At 60.1% G+C, this 25,258-nt stretch carries 18 protein-coding genes and 1 pseudogene; 14 read left to right on the top strand and 5 right to left on the bottom strand.

Going from position 1 to position 25,258, the window contains the following annotated elements; all coding sequences use genetic code 11:
* The 7 genes and pseudogenes from tssI to BN1130_RS19640 form a co-directional block, all read left to right on the top strand.
* On the top strand, nt 1-1,488 hold a 1,488-nt coding region (gene tssI / locus BN1130_RS19675), incomplete at its 5' end, for a type VI secretion system tip protein TssI/VgrG (RefSeq protein ID WP_042044125.1).
* Nucleotides 1,485-2,279 (top strand): DUF4123 domain-containing protein, encoded by a 795-nt coding sequence (locus tag BN1130_RS19670; protein WP_042044123.1) that lies wholly within the window; start codon nt 1,485-1,487, stop codon nt 2,277-2,279. The genes tssI and BN1130_RS19670, both read left to right, overlap by 4 nt.
* Nucleotides 2,279-4,279 (top strand): phospholipase effector Tle1 domain-containing protein, encoded by a 2,001-nt coding sequence (locus BN1130_RS19665; protein WP_042044122.1) that lies wholly within the window; start codon nt 2,279-2,281, stop codon nt 4,277-4,279. Before BN1130_RS19670 ends, BN1130_RS19665 begins: the two co-directional genes overlap by 1 nt.
* A complete protein-coding gene (locus tag BN1130_RS19660) occupies nt 4,279-4,962 on the top strand; it encodes a DUF2931 family protein (protein ID WP_042044120.1) in 684 nt (227 codons plus the stop codon). The genes BN1130_RS19665 and BN1130_RS19660 overlap by 1 nt, the downstream gene beginning before the upstream one ends.
* Nucleotides 4,963-5,165: 203 nt before the next feature.
* Nucleotides 5,166-5,865, top strand: a pseudogene (locus BN1130_RS19650) (DUF2931 family protein).
* Nucleotides 5,866-6,342: 477 nt separating this feature from the next.
* On the top strand, nt 6,343-7,710 hold the full coding sequence (locus tag BN1130_RS19645; protein ID WP_042044117.1) for an SEL1-like repeat protein: 1,368 nt from the start codon (nt 6,343-6,345) through the stop codon (nt 7,708-7,710).
* Nucleotides 7,711-7,903: 193 nt separating this feature from the next.
* Nucleotides 7,904-9,916, top strand: a complete 2,013-nt coding sequence (locus BN1130_RS19640) for an LTA synthase family protein (RefSeq protein WP_084218269.1) — start codon at nt 7,904-7,906, stop codon at nt 9,914-9,916.
* Nucleotides 9,917-10,016: 100 nt separating this feature from the next.
* Here BN1130_RS19640 and BN1130_RS19635 read toward each other — a convergent pair whose 3' ends face one another.
* Together BN1130_RS19635 and rfaD are read right to left on the bottom strand one after the other, a co-directional pair.
* A complete protein-coding gene (locus tag BN1130_RS19635) occupies nt 10,017-11,108 on the bottom strand; it encodes a glycosyltransferase family 4 protein (protein ID WP_042044116.1) in 1,092 nt (363 codons plus the stop codon).
* A gap of 82 nt (nt 11,109-11,190) precedes the next feature.
* Complete coding sequence (gene rfaD / locus BN1130_RS19630; RefSeq protein ID WP_042044115.1) at nt 11,191-12,147, bottom strand: ADP-glyceromanno-heptose 6-epimerase; 957 nt, start codon at nt 12,145-12,147, stop codon at nt 11,191-11,193.
* Nucleotides 12,148-12,295: 148 nt separating this feature from the next.
* On the opposite strand from rfaD, the gene BN1130_RS19625 reads away from it, so the two are divergent.
* From BN1130_RS19625 to BN1130_RS19605, 5 genes are all read left to right on the top strand, one after another.
* Nucleotides 12,296-12,940, top strand: a complete 645-nt coding sequence (locus BN1130_RS19625; RefSeq protein WP_042044114.1) for a TetR/AcrR family transcriptional regulator — start codon at nt 12,296-12,298, stop codon at nt 12,938-12,940.
* A gap of 355 nt (nt 12,941-13,295) precedes the next feature.
* Nucleotides 13,296-14,489, top strand: a complete 1,194-nt coding sequence (locus BN1130_RS19620) for a glycine C-acetyltransferase (protein ID WP_042044113.1) — start codon at nt 13,296-13,298, stop codon at nt 14,487-14,489.
* 78 nt (nt 14,490-14,567) lie between these two features.
* The gene (gene tdh / locus BN1130_RS19615; RefSeq protein ID WP_042044112.1) at nt 14,568-15,593 is read left to right on the top strand and encodes an L-threonine 3-dehydrogenase; all 1,026 of its coding nucleotides are present in this window, start codon (nt 14,568-14,570) and stop codon (nt 15,591-15,593) included.
* A gap of 191 nt (nt 15,594-15,784) precedes the next feature.
* Nucleotides 15,785-16,246, top strand: a complete 462-nt coding sequence (locus BN1130_RS19610; protein ID WP_042044111.1) for a c-type cytochrome — start codon at nt 15,785-15,787, stop codon at nt 16,244-16,246.
* A gap of 85 nt (nt 16,247-16,331) precedes the next feature.
* Nucleotides 16,332-18,617, top strand: a complete 2,286-nt coding sequence (locus BN1130_RS19605) for a putative bifunctional diguanylate cyclase/phosphodiesterase (RefSeq protein WP_042044110.1) — start codon at nt 16,332-16,334, stop codon at nt 18,615-18,617.
* Between the two features lie 37 nt (nt 18,618-18,654).
* Here BN1130_RS19605 and rep read toward each other — a convergent pair whose 3' ends face one another.
* Entirely contained in the window at nt 18,655-20,667 is a 2,013-nt protein-coding gene (rep, locus tag BN1130_RS19600; RefSeq protein WP_042044128.1) for a DNA helicase Rep, read from the bottom strand.
* A gap of 144 nt (nt 20,668-20,811) precedes the next feature.
* Between rep and BN1130_RS19595 the strand changes: the two genes are divergently transcribed.
* Together BN1130_RS19595 and BN1130_RS19590 are read left to right on the top strand one after the other, a co-directional pair.
* Entirely contained in the window at nt 20,812-22,032 is a 1,221-nt protein-coding gene (locus BN1130_RS19595; RefSeq protein ID WP_042044109.1) for an aminotransferase class V-fold PLP-dependent enzyme, read from the top strand.
* Between the two features lie 14 nt (nt 22,033-22,046).
* The gene (locus BN1130_RS19590) at nt 22,047-22,484 is read left to right on the top strand and encodes a SufE family protein (protein ID WP_042044108.1); all 438 of its coding nucleotides are present in this window, start codon (nt 22,047-22,049) and stop codon (nt 22,482-22,484) included.
* Between the two features lie 52 nt (nt 22,485-22,536).
* Here the strand turns inward: BN1130_RS19590 and tcdA are convergent, their stop codons facing one another.
* Nucleotides 22,537-23,355, bottom strand: a complete 819-nt coding sequence (gene tcdA / locus BN1130_RS19585) for a tRNA cyclic N6-threonylcarbamoyladenosine(37) synthase TcdA (protein WP_042044127.1) — start codon at nt 23,353-23,355, stop codon at nt 22,537-22,539.
* 105 nt (nt 23,356-23,460) lie between these two features.
* Nucleotides 23,461-24,909: a molybdate ABC transporter ATP-binding protein ModF gene (gene modF / locus BN1130_RS19580; protein WP_042041181.1), complete on the bottom strand. Its 1,449-nt coding sequence runs from the start codon at nt 24,907-24,909 to the stop codon at nt 23,461-23,463.
* Between the last annotated feature and the right edge of the window lie 349 nt (nt 24,910-25,258).

The raw sequence follows: 25,258 nt of genomic DNA, 5'->3' as shown, positions 1-25,258 counted from the left end.
TTCGCCGACGATGCCGCCGCCCTGAACCCAGGCCCCGAGCTGTTCTTCAATCTCGGCAACCGCTCCCTGGAGCAGGGCCCTTATGTGCGCCAGTTCCACTACCGCGAATCGGTGCGCACCAGCGATGTGGCGCTCAAGGATTACCACTTCCAGACCCCGGCCTATGGCCTCTCCCATCAGGCGGTGGGCAGCGCCCTCGACCATCAACGGGATGCCTATCAGCATTTTGACTACCCGGGCCGCTTCAAGGCCGACCCCAGCGGCAAGGCGTTCAGCCAGTACCGGCTCGATGCCCTGCGCAATGACGCCGCCATCAGCACGGGCCAATCCAACTGCGCCGCCTTGCAGCCGGGCCAGCGCTTTGCCTTGAGCGAGCACCCCAACGCGGCTCTCAACGACGACTGGCAACTGGTCAGCATCCAGCACACCGGCAAGCAGCCCCAGGCCCTGGAAGAGGAGGGGGGCGATGGCGCCACCACCCTCAGCAACAACTTCAGCGTGGTCAAGGCCCAGCAGAGCTGGCGCCCCCAGATCCCCCACAAGCCGATGGTGGATGGCCCGCAAATCGCCTTCGTGGTGGGGCCGGAGGGCGAGGAGATTTACTGCGACCAGCATGGCCGGGTCAAATTGCAGTTCCCCTGGGACCGCTATGGCAGCTCCAACGACATGAGCTCCTGCTGGGTACGAGTCAGCCAGGGCTGGGCCGGTGGCCAGTACGGCATCATGGCCATCCCGCGCATCGGCCACGAAGTGATAGTTTCATTTCTGGAAGGGGATCCCGACCAGCCCATCGTCACCGGCCGCACCTTTCACGCCACCAATAGGCCCCCCTACGAGCTGCCTGCCCACAAGACCCGCACCGTGCTGCGCACCGAGACCCATCAGGGCGAGGGCTTCAACGAGCTGCGCTTCGAAGATCAGGCCGGGCAGGAGGAGATCTACATTCACGGTCAGAAAGACCTCAATGTGCTGATAGAGAACGATGCGGCCTGGCACATCAAGCATGACCAGCACAGCGACATCGACAATGAGCGGGTGACCCGCATCAAGGCCAATGACCATCTCACTGTGAATGGTGAGAAGCGCGACCATATCAAGGGCGATCTGTCGCTCAGCGTGGATGGCTCCCTGCACCAGAAGCTGGGGCAGAGCTGGTTGAATCAGGCTGGTCAACAGATACATATCAAGGCGGGCGCCAAGGTGGTGCTGGAGGCGGGCAGCGAGATCACCGTCAAGGTCGGCGGCAGCTTTATCAAGGTGGACCCCAGCGGGGTAACAGTGGTCGGCCCTACCATCAAGATGAATTCGGGCGGCAGCCCGGGCGCTGGCTCTGGTTGGGCGGGCAAAGCGCCCATCTTGCCCGGCAAGGTCGAGGTGCCTGCGCCGCCTCCTGCAACCATAGCAGCGCCCAGCATCCAGAAAACCATGGAGTCCATGTCGCCGCTGGCCAAAGCCTGCCCCCTGGCAGAAGAGGGAGGCATGACATGAAGGTTATGGCGTGGCAAGCAGAGCAAGAAGGCACCCTCTACGCCTTGATTGATGGGGTGTTGGGCCGTGAACTTGTGCCTGGCTTCTACCAATTGGGTGGATTGGATGCCTTTCCCCTCTTTGCGGGCACGACCTTTGGTGAGCAGGCCCAGCAAGGCCCCTGGCTGCTACCCTCTCCCCCCCAGGCGTTTATCGATGCTTATCCACAGCTGGCAGGCTTTTACTTGCTCAGCTCGGCCCCCGGCGAGACAGTTCGCCACCATTGGCAGAGCCTGATTGAGGCGGTGCGCGAAGGAGAAGCGGTCTGGTTTCGTTATTCGGATAAGCGCATTTTCCAGCCCATGCTCAAAGCCATGAGTCAGGATGAGCTGGATGCCCTGCTCGGCCCCTGCCATGGCCTGATGCTGGATGGCGAGACCTGGCAACGCAGCGAGAGGGCGTCTTTCACTCCTCAGCAAGGCCCCTGGTTTCCTATTCGCCCCCACCATCTGGCTACGCTCTACGACGAAAACCGGCACGCCTATATCTTGCGGCGGCGGTTATGGCAGACCATGACGGCTATGATGGAGCGCCACTCGAACCCGGCAGCAAGCATTTTGCCCGTCCTCCAACAAGCCAATCGGGATGCACTGGATGAGGAGATCCGTGATGGCGTGGTAGCCGGCGCTCTCACCCTGCAAGCCGGTCTGCCCCTGACCCGGATCCAGACCCCCTTGATGCTGAGCGATGCCGAGCTGGCACAGGTCAGCAACTGGCTGCACAAACATGACGCGTTAACAGGAGTTCACTGATGTTTGCCGACCCCCACTGCATCCCTTGCGAACGTTATGAGTGCTGGATAGAGATAGACCTGCGTGACGAGCACAACCAATCCTTCAAGGGGCAAAAGGCGATCCTGACCGATGAAACGGGTCAGACCCACACCGTCACCCTGAAAGATGGCCCGACCCTGGTGCGCGGCTTCGCTGTTGGGTCGGTGACAATAAAAATTGAGACCCAGCCCTGGCTCAAGGCGGCCCAGTCCCGTGAAACCCTCAAGGAGGGTGAACCCACACGAGTACCGGCCTATACCGATCAGTTGCCTGGTCACTGCGGTGTCAAACGTGAACATATCAGGGTCACCAGCGGCGATCTCTGTCTGACCCCTCCCGCTCCCCCCCTGCCCAATGCCCACCAGGCGGGCAAAGCAGGCAGCGCACAGTTTTATACCCAGCACTCCTACGTGATTGAAGTAAAAGGCTATCAGCTCAATATCTTGCGGATTGGCGTCTTCTTCGATGGCACAGGCAACAACACGCGCAACGCCCAGGCTGGGCTGCAAAAAGTGGAGCAGTGGCTGTTGGAGACCTGTTCCGATCCGGCCCAGCGGGAGAAGGAGCTGCGGGGCTGTCAGATGGGGCAGCGTCCGGTTGACGGCAGCGCAGCCAATGATGTGACCAATGTGGGCAAACTGTTTGAGCAATATGACATCACGGCAGGCCCTTTGGTTGCCCACAGCTATATCAGTGGTATCGGTACTCTCGACCCAATAGCGGGAGAGAGTGGTCTTGAATATCGTTCGGACGATACCCTGACCCAAGGATTGGATCTCGATTTTGGTGGGGAAAACACCTCCATCATCGGTAAAGTTGACCTCGCCTGTAAGCTCAAGATAACTGAGAGTATCCAGCTTGATTTGGGACAAATGCTCCCAGATATCGACTGTATCCATCGTATCGAATTTGACGTGTTTGGCTTTAGCCGGGGGGCCGCCGCCGCCCGTCATTTCGTCAATGTGATCGACCAAAAATCCGATCACCCCTTGCTGCAAGCCATGGCCAATAATCCGAATATCCGCCTCAAGGCCGGTTTTGATTGGACCAGCCGCGACGATGTGCGCTTTACCTTCGTCGGCCTGTTCGATACCGTCCTCTCCTCCTATAACTCCAGCGTCAATATTCAGCTCAAGGCAGATTGTGCAGAACGAGTGGTGCATCTCACCGCACAGGATGAGGTACGCAAGCACTTCCCGCTGTCACGTATTACAGAGGACAAAGCGGGCATCCGCATCCCCGCCCAGTTTACCGAGCTGGCGCTGCCGGGGGCTCACTCCGACATAGGTGGCGGTTACTACAGCCGCTGGAGCCTGGGCAACCCCAATAGCGATCCGGCCCTGACCGAGTGCATCGAGCTGGAACGATTTATGAGCGTGGAGCGAGTATCAACCCCGGATACGGAGAGCAGTGCCTACCAAAAAGCCAAAGCCTATGCCGAGGAGAAAAAGGCCATGGGCTGGGTCACTCGCATCAACCCCAGCCTGCCCCGTGGCGCCGTGCCAACCTTGGGGGCTATCAGCCTGAAGCCCTACTCCTTCCGGCGCCCCGAGGGCAAGAACAGTGCGGGCCCCGGCAAGAAGTCGGTCTATGTGGAGGTGCTGATGAACCGGGTGGTGGAGGGGGAGTACTCCCGTATCCCGCTGCATATGATGGTGGAGGCAGGCCGCGCCGTGGGGGTGCCGTTTAAAGAGTGGAAGCCAGAAGACAGGGCATTGCAACTCGAGCCGCTGTCTATCAAACAGCCAGATGTTGATTTGAAGGCGTTAGATAAACACTGGGCGGAAGCCGCCATAAAACAGACGGTAGTAGATAACTTGGCTCATAAGTTATCCTCGGATGTGTATGGTGCCTTACGCCGTGATTATCTGCACCATAGCGCAGCCAATCAAGGTATCGCCAACCCCGCCAATACCGATAAGAATGAACCTACCATCAGCAAGGAAAGACGTGAGCTGATAGGGAACAAGGAGTCATGATGTCAAAGCGATTACTGATCCTGAGTAGCCTATTGTGGTCACTGACTGTCTTTGCGGCGCAGCCTATCTATTGGGTTTATGGTACAGGCAGCAATATAGATCTTACTAAGAACACCAAAACTGAGTTCTATCTTGGTGGTAAGCAGGTCTATGCCGACAGCTTAGCCGGGGGGGGGGCCGGTGGCTTGCTAGCCGATCGCATCAAGGGGCAGCGCTATTACTGGGCTGGTGGTGGTGGCTTGCCCACCGACGGCGTGCCCGTACCCGATAAAGCTATTGTCGAGATGGTTTCGTTCCATGATCGCAAACGCTACCGTATCAAGGTGGACCTGCCTGCCAATCTGGAGCAGCAGATGCGTCAGAAATTTATGATGGATGGCAAGATTGAACGACGCCACTGGCTCTATTTTGGCTTGGCACCCGGCGGCTATTTCGAAGTACTGCTGCAAGGGTTTAGGGTCAGGCCCGACCTCCTGCTCGCCCGCGGCATCGCCGAAGAGGTCGCCGATGATTGGTATGACAAGAAAGTACCGGTAGCTCGCCAATATGGCATGGATGATTTCGATAAAAAATATGGCGAGCTATTCAAGCAACACCCAGTACCGCTCGGGATGGACTGGGCACCCATCATGGATGACTACCGTGCCAAACAACCCAGGACGGATCTTGAGCCAGTCAACTAAACACCCTTGACCACAAAGTTGGCCATCTGCATTCAGGCGGCCAGCATTCCCTCTCTACACCTTCACTACCATCCTGTGCTCCCTGGCTATAGGCACCGCAGTGCCAGCAACCAGGGCATTGCCAATCCGGCTAATACCAACAAGCACAAGCCCAGCATCAGCAAGGAGAGACGTGAGTTGATAGGGAACAAGGAAGCATAAAGATGAAATATATCGTCGCATTGTTGGGGATCAGCCTGTCATTGATGGCCTGCGCGGATCAGCAGGCCCTTCCTAAGTTTGCTTGGGATTATGGTACAGGCAGCAATATAGATATGACGAGGAACACCAAGACCGAGTTCTATCTTGGGGGTAAACAGATTTATGCCGACCGTCTGGCCGGGGGGGGGGGCTGGTGGTCTGCTTGCCGACCGCATCAAGGGGCAGCGTTACTATTGGGCTGGCGGCGGCGGGTTGCCCACAGATGGCGTACCCGTCCCCGATAAAGCCGTGGTCGAGATGGTCTCTTTCCATGATCGCAAACGCTACCGCATCAAAGTGGACTTGCCCGCCGATCTAGAGCAGCAGATGCGCCAGGTCTACTCAGTTGAAGGACGTTATGACCGCCGTCGCTGGCTCTATTTTGGCTTGGCCCCCGGTGGTTATTTTGAGGTTGTGCTAACCGGAGGAGGATTGCAACTAAGCCCTGATCTGCTGCTCTCCCGTGGTATTGCCGCAGAGGTCACCGATGACTGGTATGACAAGAAAGTTCCGGTGGCCCGCCAATATGGGATGGATGATTTCGACAAGGAATATGGCGAGCTATTCAAGCAACACCCGGTGCCGCTCGGTATGGACTGGGCGCCGATCATGGATGACTACCGTGCCAAACAACCCAGAACAGATATAGAACCCGTTGACTAATCACCCCCAGCCTGCAACCTGGCCACCTGAACTTAAGGGGCCAGGTCCCCAAGATTCAGCGATAACCGGGCCTCACTCTTCCCCCTATGCCATACGGCGCGGGTGGAACACGCCAGTCGCCAACCTGGCCAGTACCAGCAGGGACGCTCCCACGTCAGCCAAGAGAGATATCCACTGATAGGGAGCAAGGCGTCATGATGTTGAAGCTATGGGGGTGGACCTTGGGGTGTCTTGTCCCTTGCCGAGTCACAGCCATGGCTCCCGCAAAAAGTCTCTGCGACTTCTGGCCGGGTAGCGATCCCCCTGACCCAATGCCAACATCTGGAAAATCTGGAAAATAAGCACAGGTCCAGAGGCATAGAACAACATGGATCCTCGATGCCAACACTATGTGAATAGTCTTGATACGAAAGCTCAATTTCCCAACCAGCAATTTGCCAACAGCCATTCATTAACAACCCTCGTGAACCCGACACCATGAAAAAACGCTCCCCCGTATTGCTTGTATTACTGCTCGCTGGCTGTGCCAGTCAGCCCAGCCATTTATCCGATGCCGAGTTGCAAACTGCCGCCCAGCAGGGCCAAGGTCAGGCGCAATATGAGCTGGCTGAGCGGCTGGCCGCCAAGCCCGATTACCCAGCCGCCATGCACTGGATGAAGCAAGCCAGCAAACTTGGCACCCTCAATAGCGATGGTGCACTGCGGGGCAAGGCTGCCCTGCAGGTCGGCAACTGGTATCACGCCGGTCTGGGTGAGCCCAGAAACCAGGCTCAGGCCAGAGAGTGGTGGCAAAGCGCCGCCAGGCTTGGCAATGATGACGCTGGTTATCAACTTGGTCTCGATTGCCAGAGCCGACATAAAGGCAAGCTGCCCCAAGAGTGTCTCGACTGGCTGACGCCGGCGGCTGAAGAGGGTCATGTTCAGGCCCAGCTGTTGTTGGGACAGTGGTATGCCGTCCAACCCGAGGGGGGAGAAGATGCCCTGCGCTGGCTGACGGCGTCTGCCAAGCAGGGGGATCGCCAGGCCCAGTACCAGCTGGGCCAGCGCTATGAGCAGGGCGTGGGGGTAACCAAGAGCCAGGCAACCGCCGATGAGTGGTATCGCAAGGCCGCCGCCCAGCAGCAGCCCGATGCCCTGCTGATCCTTGCCAGACAGGCCGATGCCAAACAGGCTACCCCGCTCTATCAGCGCGCGGCAGAAGCGGGATCCGCCGAGGCCCAGCGCTGGCTCGGTCTGGCTTATATGAAGGGGGATCCCCTGCCGCCCAACCCGACTCAAGGCCAGTACTGGCTCACGCTGGCCGCGGGACAGGGCGATCACCAGGCCGAATATCAACTCAGTTTGCAACAGAGCGAGGCTGCCCAGCGGCAACATTGGCTGACCCTGGCCGCCGATGGCGGGGTCGCCCGCGCCCAATATGAGCTGGGTCAGCTGCGCCAGCAGAGCGGGGATCTCGAGGCTGCACGGCGCGAGTATGCCAGGGCCGCAGCCCAGAACGAGGCGGATGCCCGCTATGCCTATGGCGAGATGCAGCGTCTTGGCCAGGGTGGCAAGGCGGACTACAGCGCCGCACTCAAGGAGTATCGACTCGCAGCCAATCAGGGCCACCAGCAGTCCCAATACCGCATGGGCATGATGCGTGAGCAGGGGTTGGGAGCACCGCGCAACCAGATCCAGGCCTATGCCTGGTACCTGCTCGCCGCCACCAATGGTGAGCCAGAAGCCTCCCAGGCCCGGGATGAGCTGGAACAGGCCCTGCAACCCAAAGAGAAACAGGCGGGTCAGAAGCTGGCGCAATACTGGTACACCAAGCTGGGCGGTCAGGATCAACCTTTCCAGGGTTGAATCCGGCCCGTCACAGCGCTGAGGCAAGAAACCATTCACGGCACGCCGCGAGTTTCCTTATCATAGGAGGCTGACGCCGCCCGCCTCCATGAGCAGGCGGGCTGTTACTCCAACCCGGGCACCCGGGCGTCGGCGTCAAGGCATTCTATCGGCCCCCTGGGGCCGGTTTTATTGATAGTGAATGGACATGCTTATGTATCAAACTCGACTGCGCACCCTGCTGGGTACCCTGGGCTATCAGCTGATCTGGCTGGTGCTGATCCTGATGACAGCCCGTTATCTGATGTTGAGCCACTTCGTCGAACCCGGGCAATTGCAGAGCCGGGCCGACGATGTGCAGCGAATGTGGCTAACCGGGCTTCGCTTTGACTTGCGTATCGCCGGCATGGCGCTCTCCCCCTTCGCCCTGGCAGGGCTGGTGCTGGCCGCAGGCGAGCGTAGTTGGCACGCTGTACAGACCTGGGCCCCCCGCCTGCTGGGCGTGATTGCCTTCCTGATCGGTGCCGTCGCCATCGGCAACTATTACTACTACCAGACCTACCATACCCACATAGACGTGTTCGCCTTCGGCCTGATGGAGGATGACACTCAGGCCGTGCTCGGCAATATGTGGCAAGACTACCCCATCATTCAAAGCCTGTTGCTGAGCCTGCTGCTGGGCTGGCTGCCGGCTCGCTGGGCCAGACGCACCCTGGTGCAGCGGGAGCGCAAACCCTGGCCGCTGACTGTTTTCATCGTCTACCTGCTGGTCGCCCTGACCCTGCTGTTTGTCATCAGCCGTGGCAGCATAGGCACCTTCCCGCTGCGCCGTGGCAATGCCCAGGTCTCGGATCTGCTCGCTCTCAACAAGCTGACTCCGAACGGTTTTATGGCCATTGACTGGGCCATCAAGGACAGGGAGGAGGACATCGCCTTCAACCCGGTCAGCCATGCCGAAGGAGAGACCCTGCTCGCCGAGGTCGGCCTGGACTCCCTGATGGCGCGCACCCCGCACAACCCCTGGCTCGCCGAACACAAACCCAATGTGGTGATGGCCTTGATGGAGAGCTTTGGCAGCAACATGCTGGCCTTCGATGAGCCTGGCAAGAATGACCTGCTCGGCAGCCTGCGGCCGCACTTCAAAGAGGATTTCGTATTCAAGCGCTTCCTGTCGGAGGACAACGGCACGGCCCCCTCCCTGGCGGCCCTCTTCTTCCACAGTCCGGCGCAAAACATCAGCCATAGCTCGGCCCAGCATCAGACCCTGAGCGGCACCCCCTTCGCCCTCTACAAGCAGGCGGGCTACAAGCTGATCTTCATCTCCCCCGGCAACATGATGTGGCGCAATCTGGTCAACTACCTGCCGGTACAGGGGGTCGATGAGGTCTATGACCAGAACGCCCTGATGAAACGCTATCCGCAGGCGGCCAAGGAGATCACCGCCTGGGGCGTGCCCGATGACTACGCCTACCGTCTGGCGCAGACCCTCTTGGAGGAGGCGACCCAGCCGCTGTTCATCAGCATTCTCACCATCACCAATCACCCGCCTTATGAGACGCCGGCCCGCTATCAGCCGCAACCCATCGCCACCACGGCAGCGGTCATGACCCATGCCGAGGATGGCAGCATAGAGCAGACCAATATCCTCAAGACCTATCAGTTCGCCACCGATGCCCTTGGCCGCTTCGTCAGCGCCATCAAGGGTTCATCCCTGGGTGACAAGACGCTGATCGCCGCCAGTGGCGATCATCAGATGCGCCGTCTCCGGGCCTTCTATCCTCGCGAACAGGTACTGGATCGGGCCGTGCCCTTCTACCTCTATGTGCCCAAGCCGATACTGGCTCACAGCCAGTGGCGCTTCGATCCGTTGCGTGTCGGCTCCCACAAGGACATTTTCCCGACGCTCTACAGCTTCAGTCTGTCGGATACCCCCTACCAGACCCTGGCCGGGCGCAACATGCTGGCACCGGTCGACGATCCCAGCCGGGCCTTTGGCTATAACGTCACCCTCTGGATCGATGACAAGGGCGCCTATCCCATGAGTGGCAAGCCGATGTTCTACCCCTGGCGAGATGACCGGCAGCTGACGGTCTCCGAGCAGGGAGAGCCGGTCGACAAGGCCCAGCAGCAGCGTCAGCAGGCCCTGCCAGACCTGCTGCGCTGGCAGCTCAACAGCCGGGTCAAAGGCTTCCTGGACCCCGAGCCCGATGGGCAAAGCGCCCAGTGATAGTCCCACAGCAAAAAGGCTTCCCGAGGGAAGCCTTTTTCATGGGCAGCGATGACCGCCAGCGCAGACGATGAACAGCACTCGGGAGGAGGCCCCCGCATCATGCCAGGTAGCGGCGCGCCAGCTCATCCAGATGGTGACTCATGCTGAACTCCCGCTCGGCGCGCGCTCTGGCCGCCTGACCGAGTTGCTGGCGCAGTGCCTCATCCACCAGCAGTCGCTCAATCTGGGCGGCCAGCGCGGCCGGATCCGTGGGCACCGCCAACAGACCAGCCTCCCCCAGTACCTCGGGCACGGCCCCCGTGCTGGCACCGACGATGGCCTTGCCCGCCGCCATCGCCTCTATCACCGTCAGACCGAACGCCTCGTTATGGGAGGGAATGGCGACCAGATCCATGACCCGCAGCATGCGCGGGGTATCGCGGCGAAACCCGGTGAACAGCACCCGATCGCTCATGCCGGCCTCGGCGGCCCGCTGACGCAGCGCAGTGACCACCGCCTCGTCCGACCCTTCGCTCGCCGAGGTGCCCCCCACGATCAACAGATGCAGCTGCGGATGACGGGTTGCGAGCAGCAAGAAGGCTTCCAGCAGATCGCGCTGGCCCTTGCCACGGCCGATCCGGCCCAGTACCCCAAGCAGCAGCGCATCTGGCGCCACCCCCAGCTCGGCGCGGATCCCGGCAGGGAGCTCTTCGCAGGTGGCCAGATCGGTACCAAGCCAGAGCCGCTCGATACGCGAAGCGGGGAGCGGCAGCGCCTTGAGGTTGCGACGGCGAGTCTCGTCACTGATGGAGAGCACCAGATCCACCTTGCCGTAGATCCAGCGATGAAGCAGATCCCGCTTAGGACGCGTTACCCCCATGTGCTCGGTGAACAGCAGCCGCAACGGCAACAGGCTCCTGAGCAGGGCCCCCAGCAACAAGTCTCCGGACTTGTGGCAATGCACCAGCCGGATCGCTCGCGCCTTGAGCCAGCGCCGCAGGCTGAGCAGCTGGCACAAGGCCTGACCACGGGAGTCTACCTCGAACACCTCGAAGCCCCGCTCCTTCATGCCCTCGGCCACCTTGCTGCCACGCAGCGCCAGGCCATAGAGCCGCCAGCCACGCTCCATCATGCCGCTGCCGACCCGTAGCGGATACATCTCCAGGCCACCCCACCCGCTAGAGAGGCAGATGTGCAGTAGTTGTGTCATTTCCCTTCCTCAACTCACGGCTCAAATAGACAGGGCGCCCCATCAGGCGCCCTGTAATTTCAATTATCCAACGCCGCTCGACTTAGCGGTTCAACCAGGCCATATAGTCAGCAACGCCTTCGGCAACCGTCTTGAACTCGCCGTCATAACCGGCGCCGCGCAGGCGGGTCAGATCGGCCTGGGTGAAGCTCTGGTAACGGCCTCTGAGGTGATCCGGGAAGGGGATGTACTCTATGCTGCCCTGCTGATGGTGCTTGATCACCGCCTCGGCCACGCGCTGGAACGGCTCGGCACGGCCGGTACCACAGTTGAAGATGCCGGACTGCTGCGGGTTCTGCCAGAACCAGAGGTTCACCTTGCAGACATCATCCACATAGATGAAGTCGCGCATCTGGCCGCCATCGGGGAAACCGTCGCAGCCTTCGAACAGCTTGGGATTCTCGCCCTTCTTCACCTGGGTGTTGAGGTGGAAGGCAACCGATGCCATGGCGTCCTTGTGCTGCTCACGGGGGCCATAGACGTTGAAGTACTTCAGACCGACGACCTGGGAGTTGATCTCCGGCAGCCAGCGGCGCACGTACTGGTCGAACAGCTGCTTGGAGTAGCCATAGACGTTGAGGGGCTGCTCGAACCTGGGATCTTCGATGAAGTTGTCATTGCGGCCACCATAGGTCGCGGCGGACGAGGCATAGATGAAGGGCGTCTCGCGCTCGATGCAGTAGTGGAACAGATCCTTGGAGTACTCGTAGTTGACCTCCATGATGAACTTGCCGTTCCACTCGGTGGTCGCGGAGCAGGCGCCTTCATGGAAGATCACCTCGATGCCGCCGTCCCACTCCTCGAACTCATCCCCGGAGACGATACGCGCCTGGAACTCGTCCTTGTCCATGTAATCGGCAATGGTCAGGTCGACCAGGTTGACGAACTTGGTGCCGTCGGTCAGATCGTCGATGACCACCACATCGGTCCGCCCCATGGCATTGAGTTGCTTGACCAGATTGCTACCGATAAAGCCTGCACCGCCAGTTACTACGATCATGGAGTTTGCCTCGCCTGCGTTGATGCCCACGTGTGACGGCCGATTAAAGCTGTGTATAGTGAGCCAATTTGAAATTGCCGAAAAGTTTATCACGGGCCGCCAGGGGATACGACCTCGACGCAAGGCGGGCCCGGCAGAGGGACCAGCGATGAAAACCAGAGACAGGATCATTCACAGCGCCACCGAACTGTTCAACGACCAGGGCGAGCGCAACATCACCACCAACCATATCGCCGCCCACCTCGGTATCAGCCCGGGCAACCTCTACTACCACTTTCGCAATAAAGAAGACATCATCCACTCCATCTTCGACCAGTATGCCCGCCACCTGAGCGAGAGCTTTACCCCGGCACGCAGCAAGGAGATCAAGCTCGATGAGCTGATGGGCTATCTGGATGCCATCTTCTATCTGATGTGGCAGTTCCGTTTCTTCTACGCCAACCTGCCGGATATCCTCAGTCGCGACGAACTGTTGCAGCAGAAATATCTCAAGGCCCAGGAGCAGCTGAGATCCGCCGTGGAGGCCCTGCTCAAGAGTCTGCGCGAGGGAGGCATCATAGCGGTCAGCGACCAGGATCTGCCGGATCTGGGCCAGACCATCAAGATGGTGGTCACCTGCTGGATCCCGTTCCAGATAGCCCAGGCCCCCCATACCCGCATCACCAAGCCGCTGCTCTATCAGGGGGTGCTGCGGGTGCTCTTCCTGCTGCGACCCTATGTCCAGCCCCAGATCAGCGAACAGATCCAGCAGCTCGAACAACACTACCGTCAGCTGGCGCAGATAGAGGGCTGAGCCAGCGCAGTAGATGGCGGACGCGGCGTGACAGGCTCTGGATTAGCCCGCCGCGGCGCAACATCTCCCGCTGACGCCGACAGGCGGCTGCGTCAGGGATCCGTCCCCCACCCGATCCCGTCAGCTGTTTATCTATCGCCGACCAGGGTCGGCGATAGCCCTTCGCCAACCACAATCCAATTGACCCCTCTTTTCCTCCACAACCCTGACACTGAGCCTCCCTGACTCAACTCGGCGGGTGATCTGTTTCACAGATGTTGAATATCAGCATAAAAATTTGAATTGATGCGGCGAAGTTGCAGTAAAATGTTGCCCAATATTGATACAAGGCTGTAATAGCCAATGAGGATCGAGGATGTCTAACGGATTCTATCGTCACCTGACCGAGCAGCTTGAGCAAGTGCAAGCTGAGGGCCTCTACAAGCAGGAACGCATCATCAGCTCGGCGCAACAGGCGAGCATCGCCGTGGGCCAGCAGCAGGTGTTGAACTTCTGCGCCAACAACTACCTCGGTCTGGCCAATCACCCCGAGCTGATTGCCGCCGCCAAGGCCGGCCTCGACAGCCACGGCTTCGGCATGGCCTCGGTACGCTTCATCTGCGGCACCCAAGACAGCCACAAGGTGCTGGAGCAGCAGCTCTCCGCCTTCCTCGGCACCGAGGACACCATCCTCTACTCCTCCTGTTTCGATGCCAACGGCGGTCTGTTCGAGACCCTGTTCGGTGCCGAAGATGCCATCATCTCCGACGCCCTCAACCACGCCTCCATCATCGATGGGGTCAGGCTGTGCAAGGCGAAACGCTACCGCTACGCCAACAACGACATGGCGGATCTGGAAGCCCAGCTCAAGCAGGCGCAAGCCGATGGTGCCCGCTTCAAACTGATCGCCACCGACGGTGTCTTCTCCATGGATGGGGTCATCGCCGACCTCAAGTCCGTGTGCGATCTGGCGGACAAATATGATGCCATGGTCATGGTGGATGACTCCCACGCCGTCGGTTTCATCGGCGAGAATGGCCGTGGCACCCACGAATACTGCGATGTACTGGACAGAGTCGACATCATCACCGGCACCCTGGGCAAGGCTCTCGGCGGCGCTTCCGGTGGCTACACCTCGGGCAAGAAAGAGGTGATCGACTGGCTGCGTCAGCGCTCCCGTCCTTACCTGTTCTCCAACTCCCTGGCACCCTCCATCGTCTCGGCCACCCTCAAAGTGCTCGAGCTGCTGGAAAGCGGCCATGCCCTGCGTGCCCAGCTCAAAGAGAACAGCGACTACTTCCGCGCGCGCATGAGCGCCGCCGGCTTCACCCTGGCAGGCGCCGATCACGCCATCATCCCGGTGATGCTGGGGGATGCCAAGCTGGCCTCCGAGATGGCGAGCCGCATGCTGGCCGAAGGCATCTATGTGGTGGGCTTCTCCTTCCCCGTGGTGCCCAAGGGCCAGGCGCGCATCCGCACCCAGATGTCTGCCGCCCACACCCGTGAGCAGCTGGACAAGGCCATCGATGCTTTCATTCGCATCGGCCGCGACCTGAACATCATCCAATAATATGAGGGGCCAGCAGGCCCCTTTTTAAAAGACCCATAGCTCCACCTCTGCACCGGGCTCGGCCCGTGAGGAACCGTCATGAAAGCACTCTCCAAACTCAAATCCGAACCCGGCATCTGGATGACGGATGTGCCCGCCCCCGAGCTCGGCCATAACGATCTGCTGATCAAGATCCGCAAGACCGCCATCTGCGGTACCGACATGCATATCTACAACTGGGACGAGTGGGCCCAGAAGACCATTCCCGTGCCCATGGTGGTCGGTCATGAATACGTGGGGGAAGTGGTCGCCATCGGCCAGGAAGTGCGTGGCTTTGCCATCGGCGACCGCGTCTCCGGCGAAGGCCACATCACCTGCGGACACTGCCGCAACTGCCGCGCCGGCCGCACCCACCTGTGCCGCAATACCGTCGGGGTCGGTGTCAACCGCCCGGGCAGCTTCGCCGAATATCTGGTGATCCCGGCCTTCAACGCCTTCAAGCTGCCGGACAATATCCCCGATGAACTGGCCGCCATCTTCGATCCCTTCGGCAATGCCGTGCACACCGCGCTCTCCTTCGATCTGGTCGGCGAAGACGTGCTCATCACCGGTGCCGGCCCCATCGGCATCATGGCCGCCGCCGTCTGCCGCCATGTGGGTGCCCGTCACGTGGTGATCACCGACGTCAACGAATACCGGCTCGAACTGGCCCGCAAGATGGGTGCCACCCGTGCCGTCAACGTCAGCAAGGAGTCCCTGGCCGATGTGATGGCAGATCTTGGCATGACCGAAGGCTTCGATGTCGGACTGGAGATGTCCGGTGTGCCCTCCGCCTTCCAGGACATGCTGGCCAAGATGAACCATGGCGGCAAGATAGCCATGCTCGGCATTCCCCCCTCCACCATGGCGATCGACTGGAATCAGGTCATCTTCAAGGGACTGTTTATCAAGGGTATCTACGGCAGGGAAATGTTTGAGACCTGGTACAAGATGGCGAGCCTCATCCAGTCAGGCCTGGATCTCAGCCCCATCATCACCCACCACTTCCATATCGATGACTTCCAGCAGGGCTTCGAAGCCATGGGGTCAGGCAAGTCTGGCAAAGTGATACTCAACTGGGATTAATGCTCTCCCAGGCCCCCTCTTATCCAGAAACCCGGCCCCGGCCGGGTTTCTGCTATAACCACCACAGGGAGCAGGGAGGCAGATCTGGCGCACAGACTGCTTAACACTTCACACACAAGCGTTTAAATGCTTGTAACTATTCGGTTATAATCCCGCCGTTTCTAGGGATAATAAGAGCCTGCTGGGAGTACATGAGCGTGTTGAGAAAACTGAGCTGTTTACTGGTCGCCGGCATTGCGGTTGCCAGCCTGTCCGGTGCCGCCCTTGCGGCAAAGAGTGCCGCCGACGAAATGTCGCCCGACGCTATCGCCGAACGGATCAAGCCCGTAGGTGATGTCTATACCGCCAAGGATCTGGAAGGGATAGCCCCGGCGGCCACCGCTAGTACCGCCTCGTCTGGTCCCCGTGATGGCGAGACTGTCTACAAGGGCGCCTGCTTCGCCTGTCACGATACCGGTGCCGCCGGTGCGCCCAAGCGCGGTGACAAGGCAGCCTGGGAACCCCGTGTGGCTCAGGGTTTCGACACCTTGCGCAAGCATGCCATCGAAGGCTTCACTGGCACCCATGGGGTCATGCCGCCACGCGGAACCTGTGCCAGCTGTAGTGATGAAGAGATTGAGAATGCCATTCACTTCATGACAGATAAAATCTAAGTCATTGAAAGGGCCGCAATTGCGGCCCTTTTATTATCATGGCTTGCGACTACCCTTGTAGGGTAGCGTCACCCGGGAGTCCATGATGTCCGCTAACCCTCTCGATCAGGATGCCCATCCCTTGCTGGCGCTGGTCAGCTCCATCCTCGCCTTCCCGCCACCCGAACAAGCCAGCAGGGCGGATTACCATCAGCTGTTTGATGACCTTGAGCAACTCTGCCCTCTGCATCAGATAGGCCTGCTCGGTCTCGGTACCCAGGGCCCCGTCTGGCTGTTCGAGCGCAACCTTGATCCCATGTTCAAGGGGCAACTCGGCCGGGAAGAGCCTGCACTGAGCGAGCAGCTGATGGCGCTGGATGCCGAGTTGGGCTGGTGTGTGCTGCCCATCAGCGAGGGGCGGGCACGCTGGTTGCTGGTGCAGGGCGACCCTCAGGACCAGGCCAGTCTCAGACTGCTGCTCGAGTGCCTGGCCAAGCGACTGGCGGAGGCCAATGCTCACGCCAGACTGGCCGAACCCGCCTCACCGCTGATCGGCCGGGATCCCGCCTGGCAACACAAGATAGAGCAGATCAACCGCATCCTGCGTCTGGCCAACAGCCTGCCAACCCAGGCATTGTTGACCCAGCTGGATGCCGCGTTGCAACGCATTCTGGGCACCCATCAGCTGCGGCTGGTGCGCCTCGGGCGCAGCGAGATCAGTCACCTCTATCCAAGCCAGGACCCGGGAGATGATGATGTCATCCGCCAACTCTGCCACGAAACCAATCCGACCGAGCGGGAACTGGGCAGCCAACACTGGTGCAGTACGCCCCTGCGCTTGCAGCAGCACTACTTCGCCCATCTGCTGCTAGCGACCTCGGAGCCCCTGGGTACCGACGATCGCCTCTTCCTCGATTTCCTGCGTAACCAGCTCACCCTCTTGCTGGAGCTGGGCCAGATCCGTCAGCAACTGAACGAATTCAACTCCCCAGATCGGCTCAATCACCGCCTGCAGTTGCTACGTCAGGCCAATCTTCGCCTGCAAAAACAGCTGCGTCAGCACCAGGAGCTGGAACGCAAACTGCAATTCGATGCCCTGCATGATCCCCTCACCGGCCTGCCCAATCGCAGCCTGCTGATGAATCACCTCCATCACGCCATGAGCCACTATCAACGTCATGGTGGCGTCGGTTTCACGGTGATCTTCCTCGATATCGATCACTTCAAGCAGATCAATGACGAACTCGGTCACAACAACGGCGATCTGCTGCTCAGGGAGCTGGGTCGTCGCCTGCAAAGCTGCCTGCGCCAGAATGATCTGCTGGCGCGGCTCGGGGGTGACGAGTTCGTCATCTATCTGGATAACAGCATGGGAGAGGAGGGAACCAGCCCGGTGCTGAACCGCATCATAAGCCGGCTCGATTACCCTTTCAGGCTGGCGGGCAAAGAGGTCACGGTGACAGTGAGCATGGGAGTGGCCAGCGTGTCCGAACAGAGTCAGGATGTGAGCGAGCTGCTCCATCAGGCGGATCTCGCCATGTACCAGGCCAAGCGCAATGGCCGCGCCCGGGTTGTCCACTACTCGGTCGAGTGCATGGAACAGGCCTGGTCTTCACCGGAAGCCCTGTTGAGTAACGCCCTGGCCGAGGGGCGCATCATCCCCTACTTCCAGCCGGTGATCCGGCTCGAGGACAACTGTCTGGTGGGATTGGAGGTAATGGCACGCTGGATCACCCGGGAGGGTGAGCTCAAGGATGCCTTCGACTTCATCCCGCTGGCGGAGCAATGCGATCTGATTGAGGCCCTTGATCATAAAATACTGCGTCAAAGCTGCCAGCAACTGCGCCACTGGCTACCCCAGGCGGGCCTGCGCAAGTTCAAGCTGGCCGTCAACCTGTGTGGTCAGCATCTGGCCAGTCCCGCCACCATACAGGCGCTGCTCGCCATCATAGAAGAAGAAGGTGTCTGTCCCAGCTACCTCATCTTCGAATTCAACGAGCGGGAGTTGTCGCGCCAGCATGCAGATATCATTACCAGCCTGCATGAGCTCAGGGCAAAGGGCATACAGATCAGCCTGGATGACTTCGGATCCGGTTTTTCCTCCCTCAGTGCCCTGTTCCACTACCCGGTGGACTACGTTAAGGTAGACGATGGCCTCACTCACCGCATGCTGCACTCCCCCAAGGACCTGGCGCTGATCCGTGCCATGCGCGACATCTGCCGCGACCTGGATCTCAGCCTGGTGGTGGAGGGCATAGAGAGTCAGGCCCAGTTGCGTCAGCTGATCGAGCTGGCTTGCCCCTTCGGCCAGGGTCGCTACATATCGCCCCCCCTGCCGGGCAACGACATCACGCCGCTGCTGGGGCCAGAAACCAACCTGGAAGCGGATTGACTCCACTCGCGAGCAGGTTGTCAGGCGGTGGGGCGGATTAATCCTTCTTGAACATGGCGCGCAGATTGGCGACCCCGATCTGCCCCTTCTGCTGGCGCTCCTCCGCCGTCACCTGCTTCTGATTCTCCCACTCCAGATCGTCCTGGGGCAGCTCCAGCAGGAAGCGGCTCGGTTCGGGGCGCACCGACTCCCCATATTGGCGCCGCTCCTTGCAGAGGGTGAAGGTCAGTTCGGTCTGGGCGCGGGTGATGCCCACGTAGGCGAGGCGGCGCTCCTCCTCCACGTTGTCTTCATCGATGCTGGTCTGGTGCGGCAGCAACCCCTCCTCCATGCCCACCATGAAGACATAGGGAAACTCCAACCCCTTGGAGGCGTGCAGCGTCATCAACTGCACCTGATCGGCCTCATCTTCCCCCTCGTTACGCTCCATCATGTCCCGCAGAGTGAGTCGGGTGACCACTTGGGCGAGTGTCATCGACTCTTCCAGCTCGTCCCCCTCCAGCATCTCGGTGATCCAGCGATAGAGGGTGGAGACGTTCTGCATCCGCATCTCGGCAGCCTTGGGGCTAGGCGACGTCTCGTAGAGCCACTCTTCGTAGTGGATCTCCTTGATCATGTCCCGTACCGCCTCCACCGGGTTGCCACGCAGCGCCTGATCGCCCAGGCGCACCAGCCAGTTGGTGAAGGCCTGCAGGGCGACCAGCCCGCGACCGGAGAGATGCTGCTCAAGGCCCAGCTCGAAACTGGCGGCAAACAGGCTCTTGCCACGCTGGTTGGCATATTGGCCAAGCTTCTCCAGCGTGGTGGGGCCTATTTCCCGGCGTGGCAGGTTGACCACCCGCAAAAATGCCGTGTCCTCGTCCGGATTCACCAGCAGCTTGAGGTAGGCCATGATGTCCTTGATCTCGGTGCGCGAGAAAAACGAGGTGCCGCCCGAGATACGATAGGGGATGCGGTTGGTCATCAGCGCCTTCTCGAAGATGCGCGACTGATGGTTGCCCCGGTAGAGGATGGCGTAGTCCTTGAAGCTGGTGCGATTCATGAACTTGTGGCCCATCAGCTCGGCGGCGATGCGCTCCGCCTCGTGCTCTTCATTCTTGGCGAACAGTACCTTGATTTTTACCCCCTCATCCAGCTCTGAGAACAGCGCCTTGTCGAACACGTGGGGGTTGTTGGCGATCAGGATGTTGGCGCATTTCAGGATGCGTCGCTTGGAGCGGTAGTTCTGCTCCAGCTTGATAAGCTTGAGACTGGGAAAATCCTCGTTGAGCAGCACCAGGTTCTGGGGCTTGGCGCCACGCCAGGAGTAGATGGACTGGTCATCGTCGCCCACCACGGTGAAACGGGCCCGCTCGCCGACAATCTGCTTCACCAGCTCGTACTGACTGGTGTTGGTGTCCTGATACTCATCGACCAGCAGGTAGCGGATCTTGTTCTGCCAGCGGGTGCGCACCTCGTCGTTGCTCTTGAGCAGCAGGGTCGGCATCACGATGAGATCATCAAAATCCAGGGCGTTGTAGGCCACCATCTGGCGGTGATAACGCTCATAGAGCTGGGCCATCAGCACCTCTTCGGGCCCCTGGGCGATGCGCATAGCGCGCGGGGGCAAGATGAGGTCATTCTTCCAGTTGGAGATCTGGCTGATGAGGGCCGACAACTTGTCCTTGTCGTTATCGAGCTCAGCCTCGGTCAATTCTTTCAGCAGCGCTAGCTGATCGGTGTCATCGAACAGGGAGAAGTTCGCCTTTAGATTCAGCGTCTTGTGCTCACGGCGAATGATATCCAGACCCAGGGTATGGAAGGTAGAGACCATCAGCCCCCGCGCCTCCTTGCGACCCAGGGTCTGGCCGACCCGTGCCTTCATCTCCCGCGCCGCCTTGTTGGTGAAGGTGACGGCGGCGATATTGCGCGCGTCATAGCCGCACTGCTGCACCAGATAGGCAATCTTGTTGGTGATGACGCGGGTCTTGCCCGATCCGGCACCCGCCAGCACCAGGCAAGGGCCGGAAACAAACTTGACCGCTTCATTCTGATTGGGGTTGAGCTTCATGGGCCGGATCTCTTGGCTTATGATGAGGGGCAGCATTGTAGCAGAGATAGCCGCATCCACCGAAATGGGCACGACACTTCACCTTGTGTTTGCCCGCCTTTTTCCGGATCATGGCCGACTTTTCCAAGAGATGACGAGGGGAGCATGAACCTGCAAGAACACGCCCGGCTGCGCGACCAGTTTCCGGCCCTGGCCCAACAGGTCAATGGCCACCCTCTCGTCTATCTCGACAATGCCGCCACCACCCACAAGCCTCATGCCGTACTGGCCGCGATGGACGGCTTCTATCGTACCGACAATGCCAACGTGCATCGCGCCGCCCATGCCCTGAGCGGTCGCGCCACCCTCGCCTTCGAGGGGGCCCGCGAGACCCTGGCCCGCTTTATCAATGCCCCTCATCAGCGCGAGATCATCTGGACCCGTGGCGCCACTGAGGCGATCAACCTGGTCGCCCAAAGCTGGGGGGAAAGCGAACTTGAGGTGGGGGATGAGATAGTGCTCAGCACCCTGGAGCACCACGCCAACATCGTCCCCTGGCAGCTGGTTGCCGAGCGCACCGGCGCCATCATCAAGGTGATCCCCCTGGACGAGCGTGGCGATCTGGATATGGTGGCCTACCTGGCCATGCTGGGGCCGCGCACCCGGCTGGTGAGCGTCGCCCATGTCTCCAATGCCCTGGGCACCGTCAACCCGGTGAAACAGATAGTCGCCGCCGCCAAGACAGTCGGTGCCCTGACCCTGATCGATGGCGCTCAGGCGGTGGCTCACCTTGAGGTGGATGTGCAAGCCATTGGCTGCGACTTCTACGTTTTCTCCGGCCACAAGCTCTATGGCCCGACCGGCATAGGTGTGCTCTGGGGTAAAGCGGCCCTGCTGGAACGGATGCCGCCCTGGCAGGCGGGGGGCGAGATGATCGACAGGGTCAGTTTCAGCGGCACCAGTTTCAACAGCCTGCCCTTCAAGTTCGAGGCGGGCACCCCCCATATCGCCGGCGCCATCGCCCTGGCCGCCGCCGTCGACTTTCTGCTCGCCCAGGACAGGGAGGCCATAGCGCGCGACGAAGCCGCACTCATGGTGCAGTTGGTCGCGGGCCTGAAACAGATCCCGGGGCTGCGCCTCATCGGTGAGCCGCTGCAGCGATCCGGCGCCGTCTCTTTCCTGCTCGAAGAGATCCACCCGCAAGATGCCGCCACCCTGCTCGACATGCAGGGCATAGCGCTGCGGGTCGGCCATCACTGCGCCATGCCGTTGATGGAGAGCCTTGGTATCAGTGGCACAATGCGGGCCTCATTGGCCTGCTACAACAATCAAGATGATGTAGATGCCCTGCTGGCGGCGCTGCACAAGTTAAGCGATTTTTTTTAAGGTGGATGACTGGCATGCACACTCTCGAACGCTATACCGCCATCGGCATTGAGCCAAACGCCGACACCCTGCGTCAGCAGTTTGCAGCAGCCCATGGCTGGGAGAACCAGTACCGACTCATCATCCAGCTCGGCAAGCAGCTGCCTGTATTGCCGCCCGAGTGGCAACAGGAAGATCATCGCCTCAAGGGTTGCGAGAGCCAGGCCTGGTTGAGAGGGGAGCGGAGTGAGGATGGTTGCTGGCACTTCGCCTGTGACTCCGATGCTCGCATCGTGCGCGGCCTCATTGTGCTGGTACTGGCAGCCTTCAATCACCAACGCGCAGAGGCAATCCAAGCTTTTGATATCGAAGCCTATTTCAGCGAGCTGGGGCTGGAGAAACACCTGAGCCCGTCGCGGGGCAACGGGCTCAGGGCCATAGTGCAGGGGATACGAGTCCTGGCCGCCAGCTGAGTCACAGCGCCAAGCACTGCTGATACAAAGAGAGCGCCCTGAGGCGCTCTCTTCATTGCTGCGAGTCTGCCACTATCCTGTCAGCCTTGGCACCTCGCTCGGCTATCTTCTTCAGCACCCGGGATGCGGCCACCAGACCGAAGGTGGCGGTCACTGGTGTCACGGCGCCAAAACCCGAGGCACAATCCATCTTCATGTTGCCGTCACTGGTCGCCTTGGCGTGACAGGTGCCGCCATGGCCATCGGGGTAACTCAACTGTTCGGTGGAGAAGACGCACTCCACCCCGAACCTGCGCGCCGGATTCTTGCTGAAATTGTGCAACCGGCGTAAGTCCGAGCGCACCTTGGCGGCCAGAGGATCCTGCACCGTCTTGGCCAGGTCTGCCACTGTGATTTGGGTCGGGTCCATCTGGCCGCCAGCGCCGCCTGCCACTATGACGGGGATCTTGTTGCGCTTGCAGAAGGCTATCAGCGCTACCTTGGCTTTGACCGAATCAATGGCATCGACCACATAGTCAAATTCCCGCTTGATATGCTCGGCCAGGTTGTCCGCCGTCACGAAGTCATCCACTTCCGTCACGGTGCAATCGGGGTTGATGGCCCGAATGCGCTCGGCCATCACTTCCGTCTTGAGACGGCCAACCGTGCCCTGCATGGCATGGATCTGGCGGTTGGTGTTGGTGATGCAGATGTCATCCATGTCGATCAGGGTGATCTGGTTGATCCCGGCCCGAGCCAGCGCCTCTGCCGCCCAGGAGCCAACCCCGCCGATCCCCACCACGCACACCCTGGCCTGGCTGAAGGCACCCAGTGCCTGCTGGCCATAGAGGCGGGCAATGCCCCCGAATCGCTGTAAATACTCTGCAGTCATACCATCACCTTGTTTGAAGGCCGTCATTATACCTGCCTGATCCCCAGGGTGCAGCCTGAACAGGGGTGAAGACGACATTGCACCAGCGTCAGTGTCTGATCCCTCTCATAATACTTCGACGAGATAGTCATTCAGACCTCGCAATGTGAGCCTGTGACTGATGCAGTCCGGTGCATCCTCCGGATGATGGGAGACAAACAACAGTTGGCTGGGACTCTGACTCACCAGAAGGCTGATCCAGTGGCGCACCAACTGACGATTGACCGCATCCAGCCCCTGCAGCGGCTCGTCGAGGATCAGCAAGGCCGGATGCTTGACCATGGCACGCACGATCAACAACAGACGCTGCTGACCCCAGGACAACTGCTGAAAGGAGCGATCCGCGTACTCCGCCATGCCAAGCAGCGTCAGCCAAGCCAGCGCCAGTTTGCGCTGCCTGTCCGTTGGCCGCTCATACAACCCTATGCTGTCATAGAAGCCGGACAACACCAGGGTCAGCGCCGAACAGTTGACCCTGTAATCCTGATGTAGACTCGAACTTACCAGGCCGATATGGCGCTTTATCTCCCAGATGGTCTCGCCACTGCCACGTCTGCGGCCAAACAGGGTCAGATCATTGGCATAACCCTGAGGATGCTCCCCGCACACCAAACTCAACAGCGTAGACTTGCCCGCCCCGTTGGCGCCACAGAGGTGCCAGTGCTCCCCGGGTGCCACTCGCCAGTCCAACCCCTCGATAACCGCCTCACCACCGTAGCTGACTCGCCCCTGACGCAGTATCACCAGAGGTTTCGACTCAGCCAGCGGCTCGGGGGAACTGTCGGCCTCCGGCAGAGGCAAGCTGGCCAGGGTCTGTTGCCGTGCAGCCGCCAGCAGTCGAGCCGATGCCAGCACCTCCTGACGTGACCCCCGAGTGAGCAAGGTTCCATTCTCAAGCAAGCCCATGGATCCGCTCCACTCCGGCGTCTCTTCGATGCGGTTCAAGATAAGGATCAGGGTGATACCGCTCTGCTTGAGTACCAGCAAGGCGTCCGCCAACTGCCGGCGGGAGGTTTGATCCAGTCCCTCGAAGGGCTCGTCGAGCACCAGCAAGCGAGGCTGCGCCATCAATGCCTGGCAGAGCATGGCCTTGCGCGTCTCCCCCGTCGACAAGTAGTGAAAGGGTCTCTCAAGCAGATGGGCAATACCAAATTGCGCCGCCAGGGCCTCGCAACGTGCCGCATCCCTGTGTTCGGCCTGGATCAACTGCCGGGTGAGCCAACCATCCTCCTCTTCGGTCAGCAACCAGTCACTATTGCGCTGCTGCCAGTCGGCCGCCAACAAGGCTTGTAACCGCTCAAGGGAGATGAGCGCCAAGGGGGCTAAATCATGCTCGAACACCCCCGTCTTGGGGATCAACTCGTCGGCCAGGATCCTGGCGAGGGTCGATTTTCCGCTACCATTGCTGCCAATGAAAGCCCAGCACTCCCCTGCTGCAATCTCTAACGTCTTTAAGGTAAAAATCTGTCCCTTGCTCAGCACAAACTGGGCATCAAGGCTGCTTATCCTTGCCATCACTTACCATCCAACCCCTTTGATCCTAGAAACAGACTGCAGGCCAGCCATAAAAAATCCAAGTAAAAGCTGATGCAACCATCATCGGAAGGCCCTGGACATAGCTGGGGGAAAGGAGATGGCGTGCCATGCAGGGGAGTGATTATGCGGAACAAGGGACAGGGCACGCAGCGGTGCGACAACGGAAAAGCAAAAAGGCCTTCCCGATTGGGAAGGCCTTCTCTATTTATTGGCGGAGCGGACGGGGAGACGGACACGGTCCGGCTCAAGCACAAGGTGCCACAGGCAGGGACCGAGTTGCCAGTGGCAAGTCGCAGCCCTGTCTGTGGTCCCTTGTTTCCTTAATCCC

Source organism: Aeromonas rivuli (assembly GCF_000820045.1).
GTDB lineage: Bacteria > Pseudomonadota > Gammaproteobacteria > Enterobacterales > Aeromonadaceae > Aeromonas > Aeromonas rivuli.
This window is presented reverse-complemented; position numbering and strand designations above follow the sequence as displayed.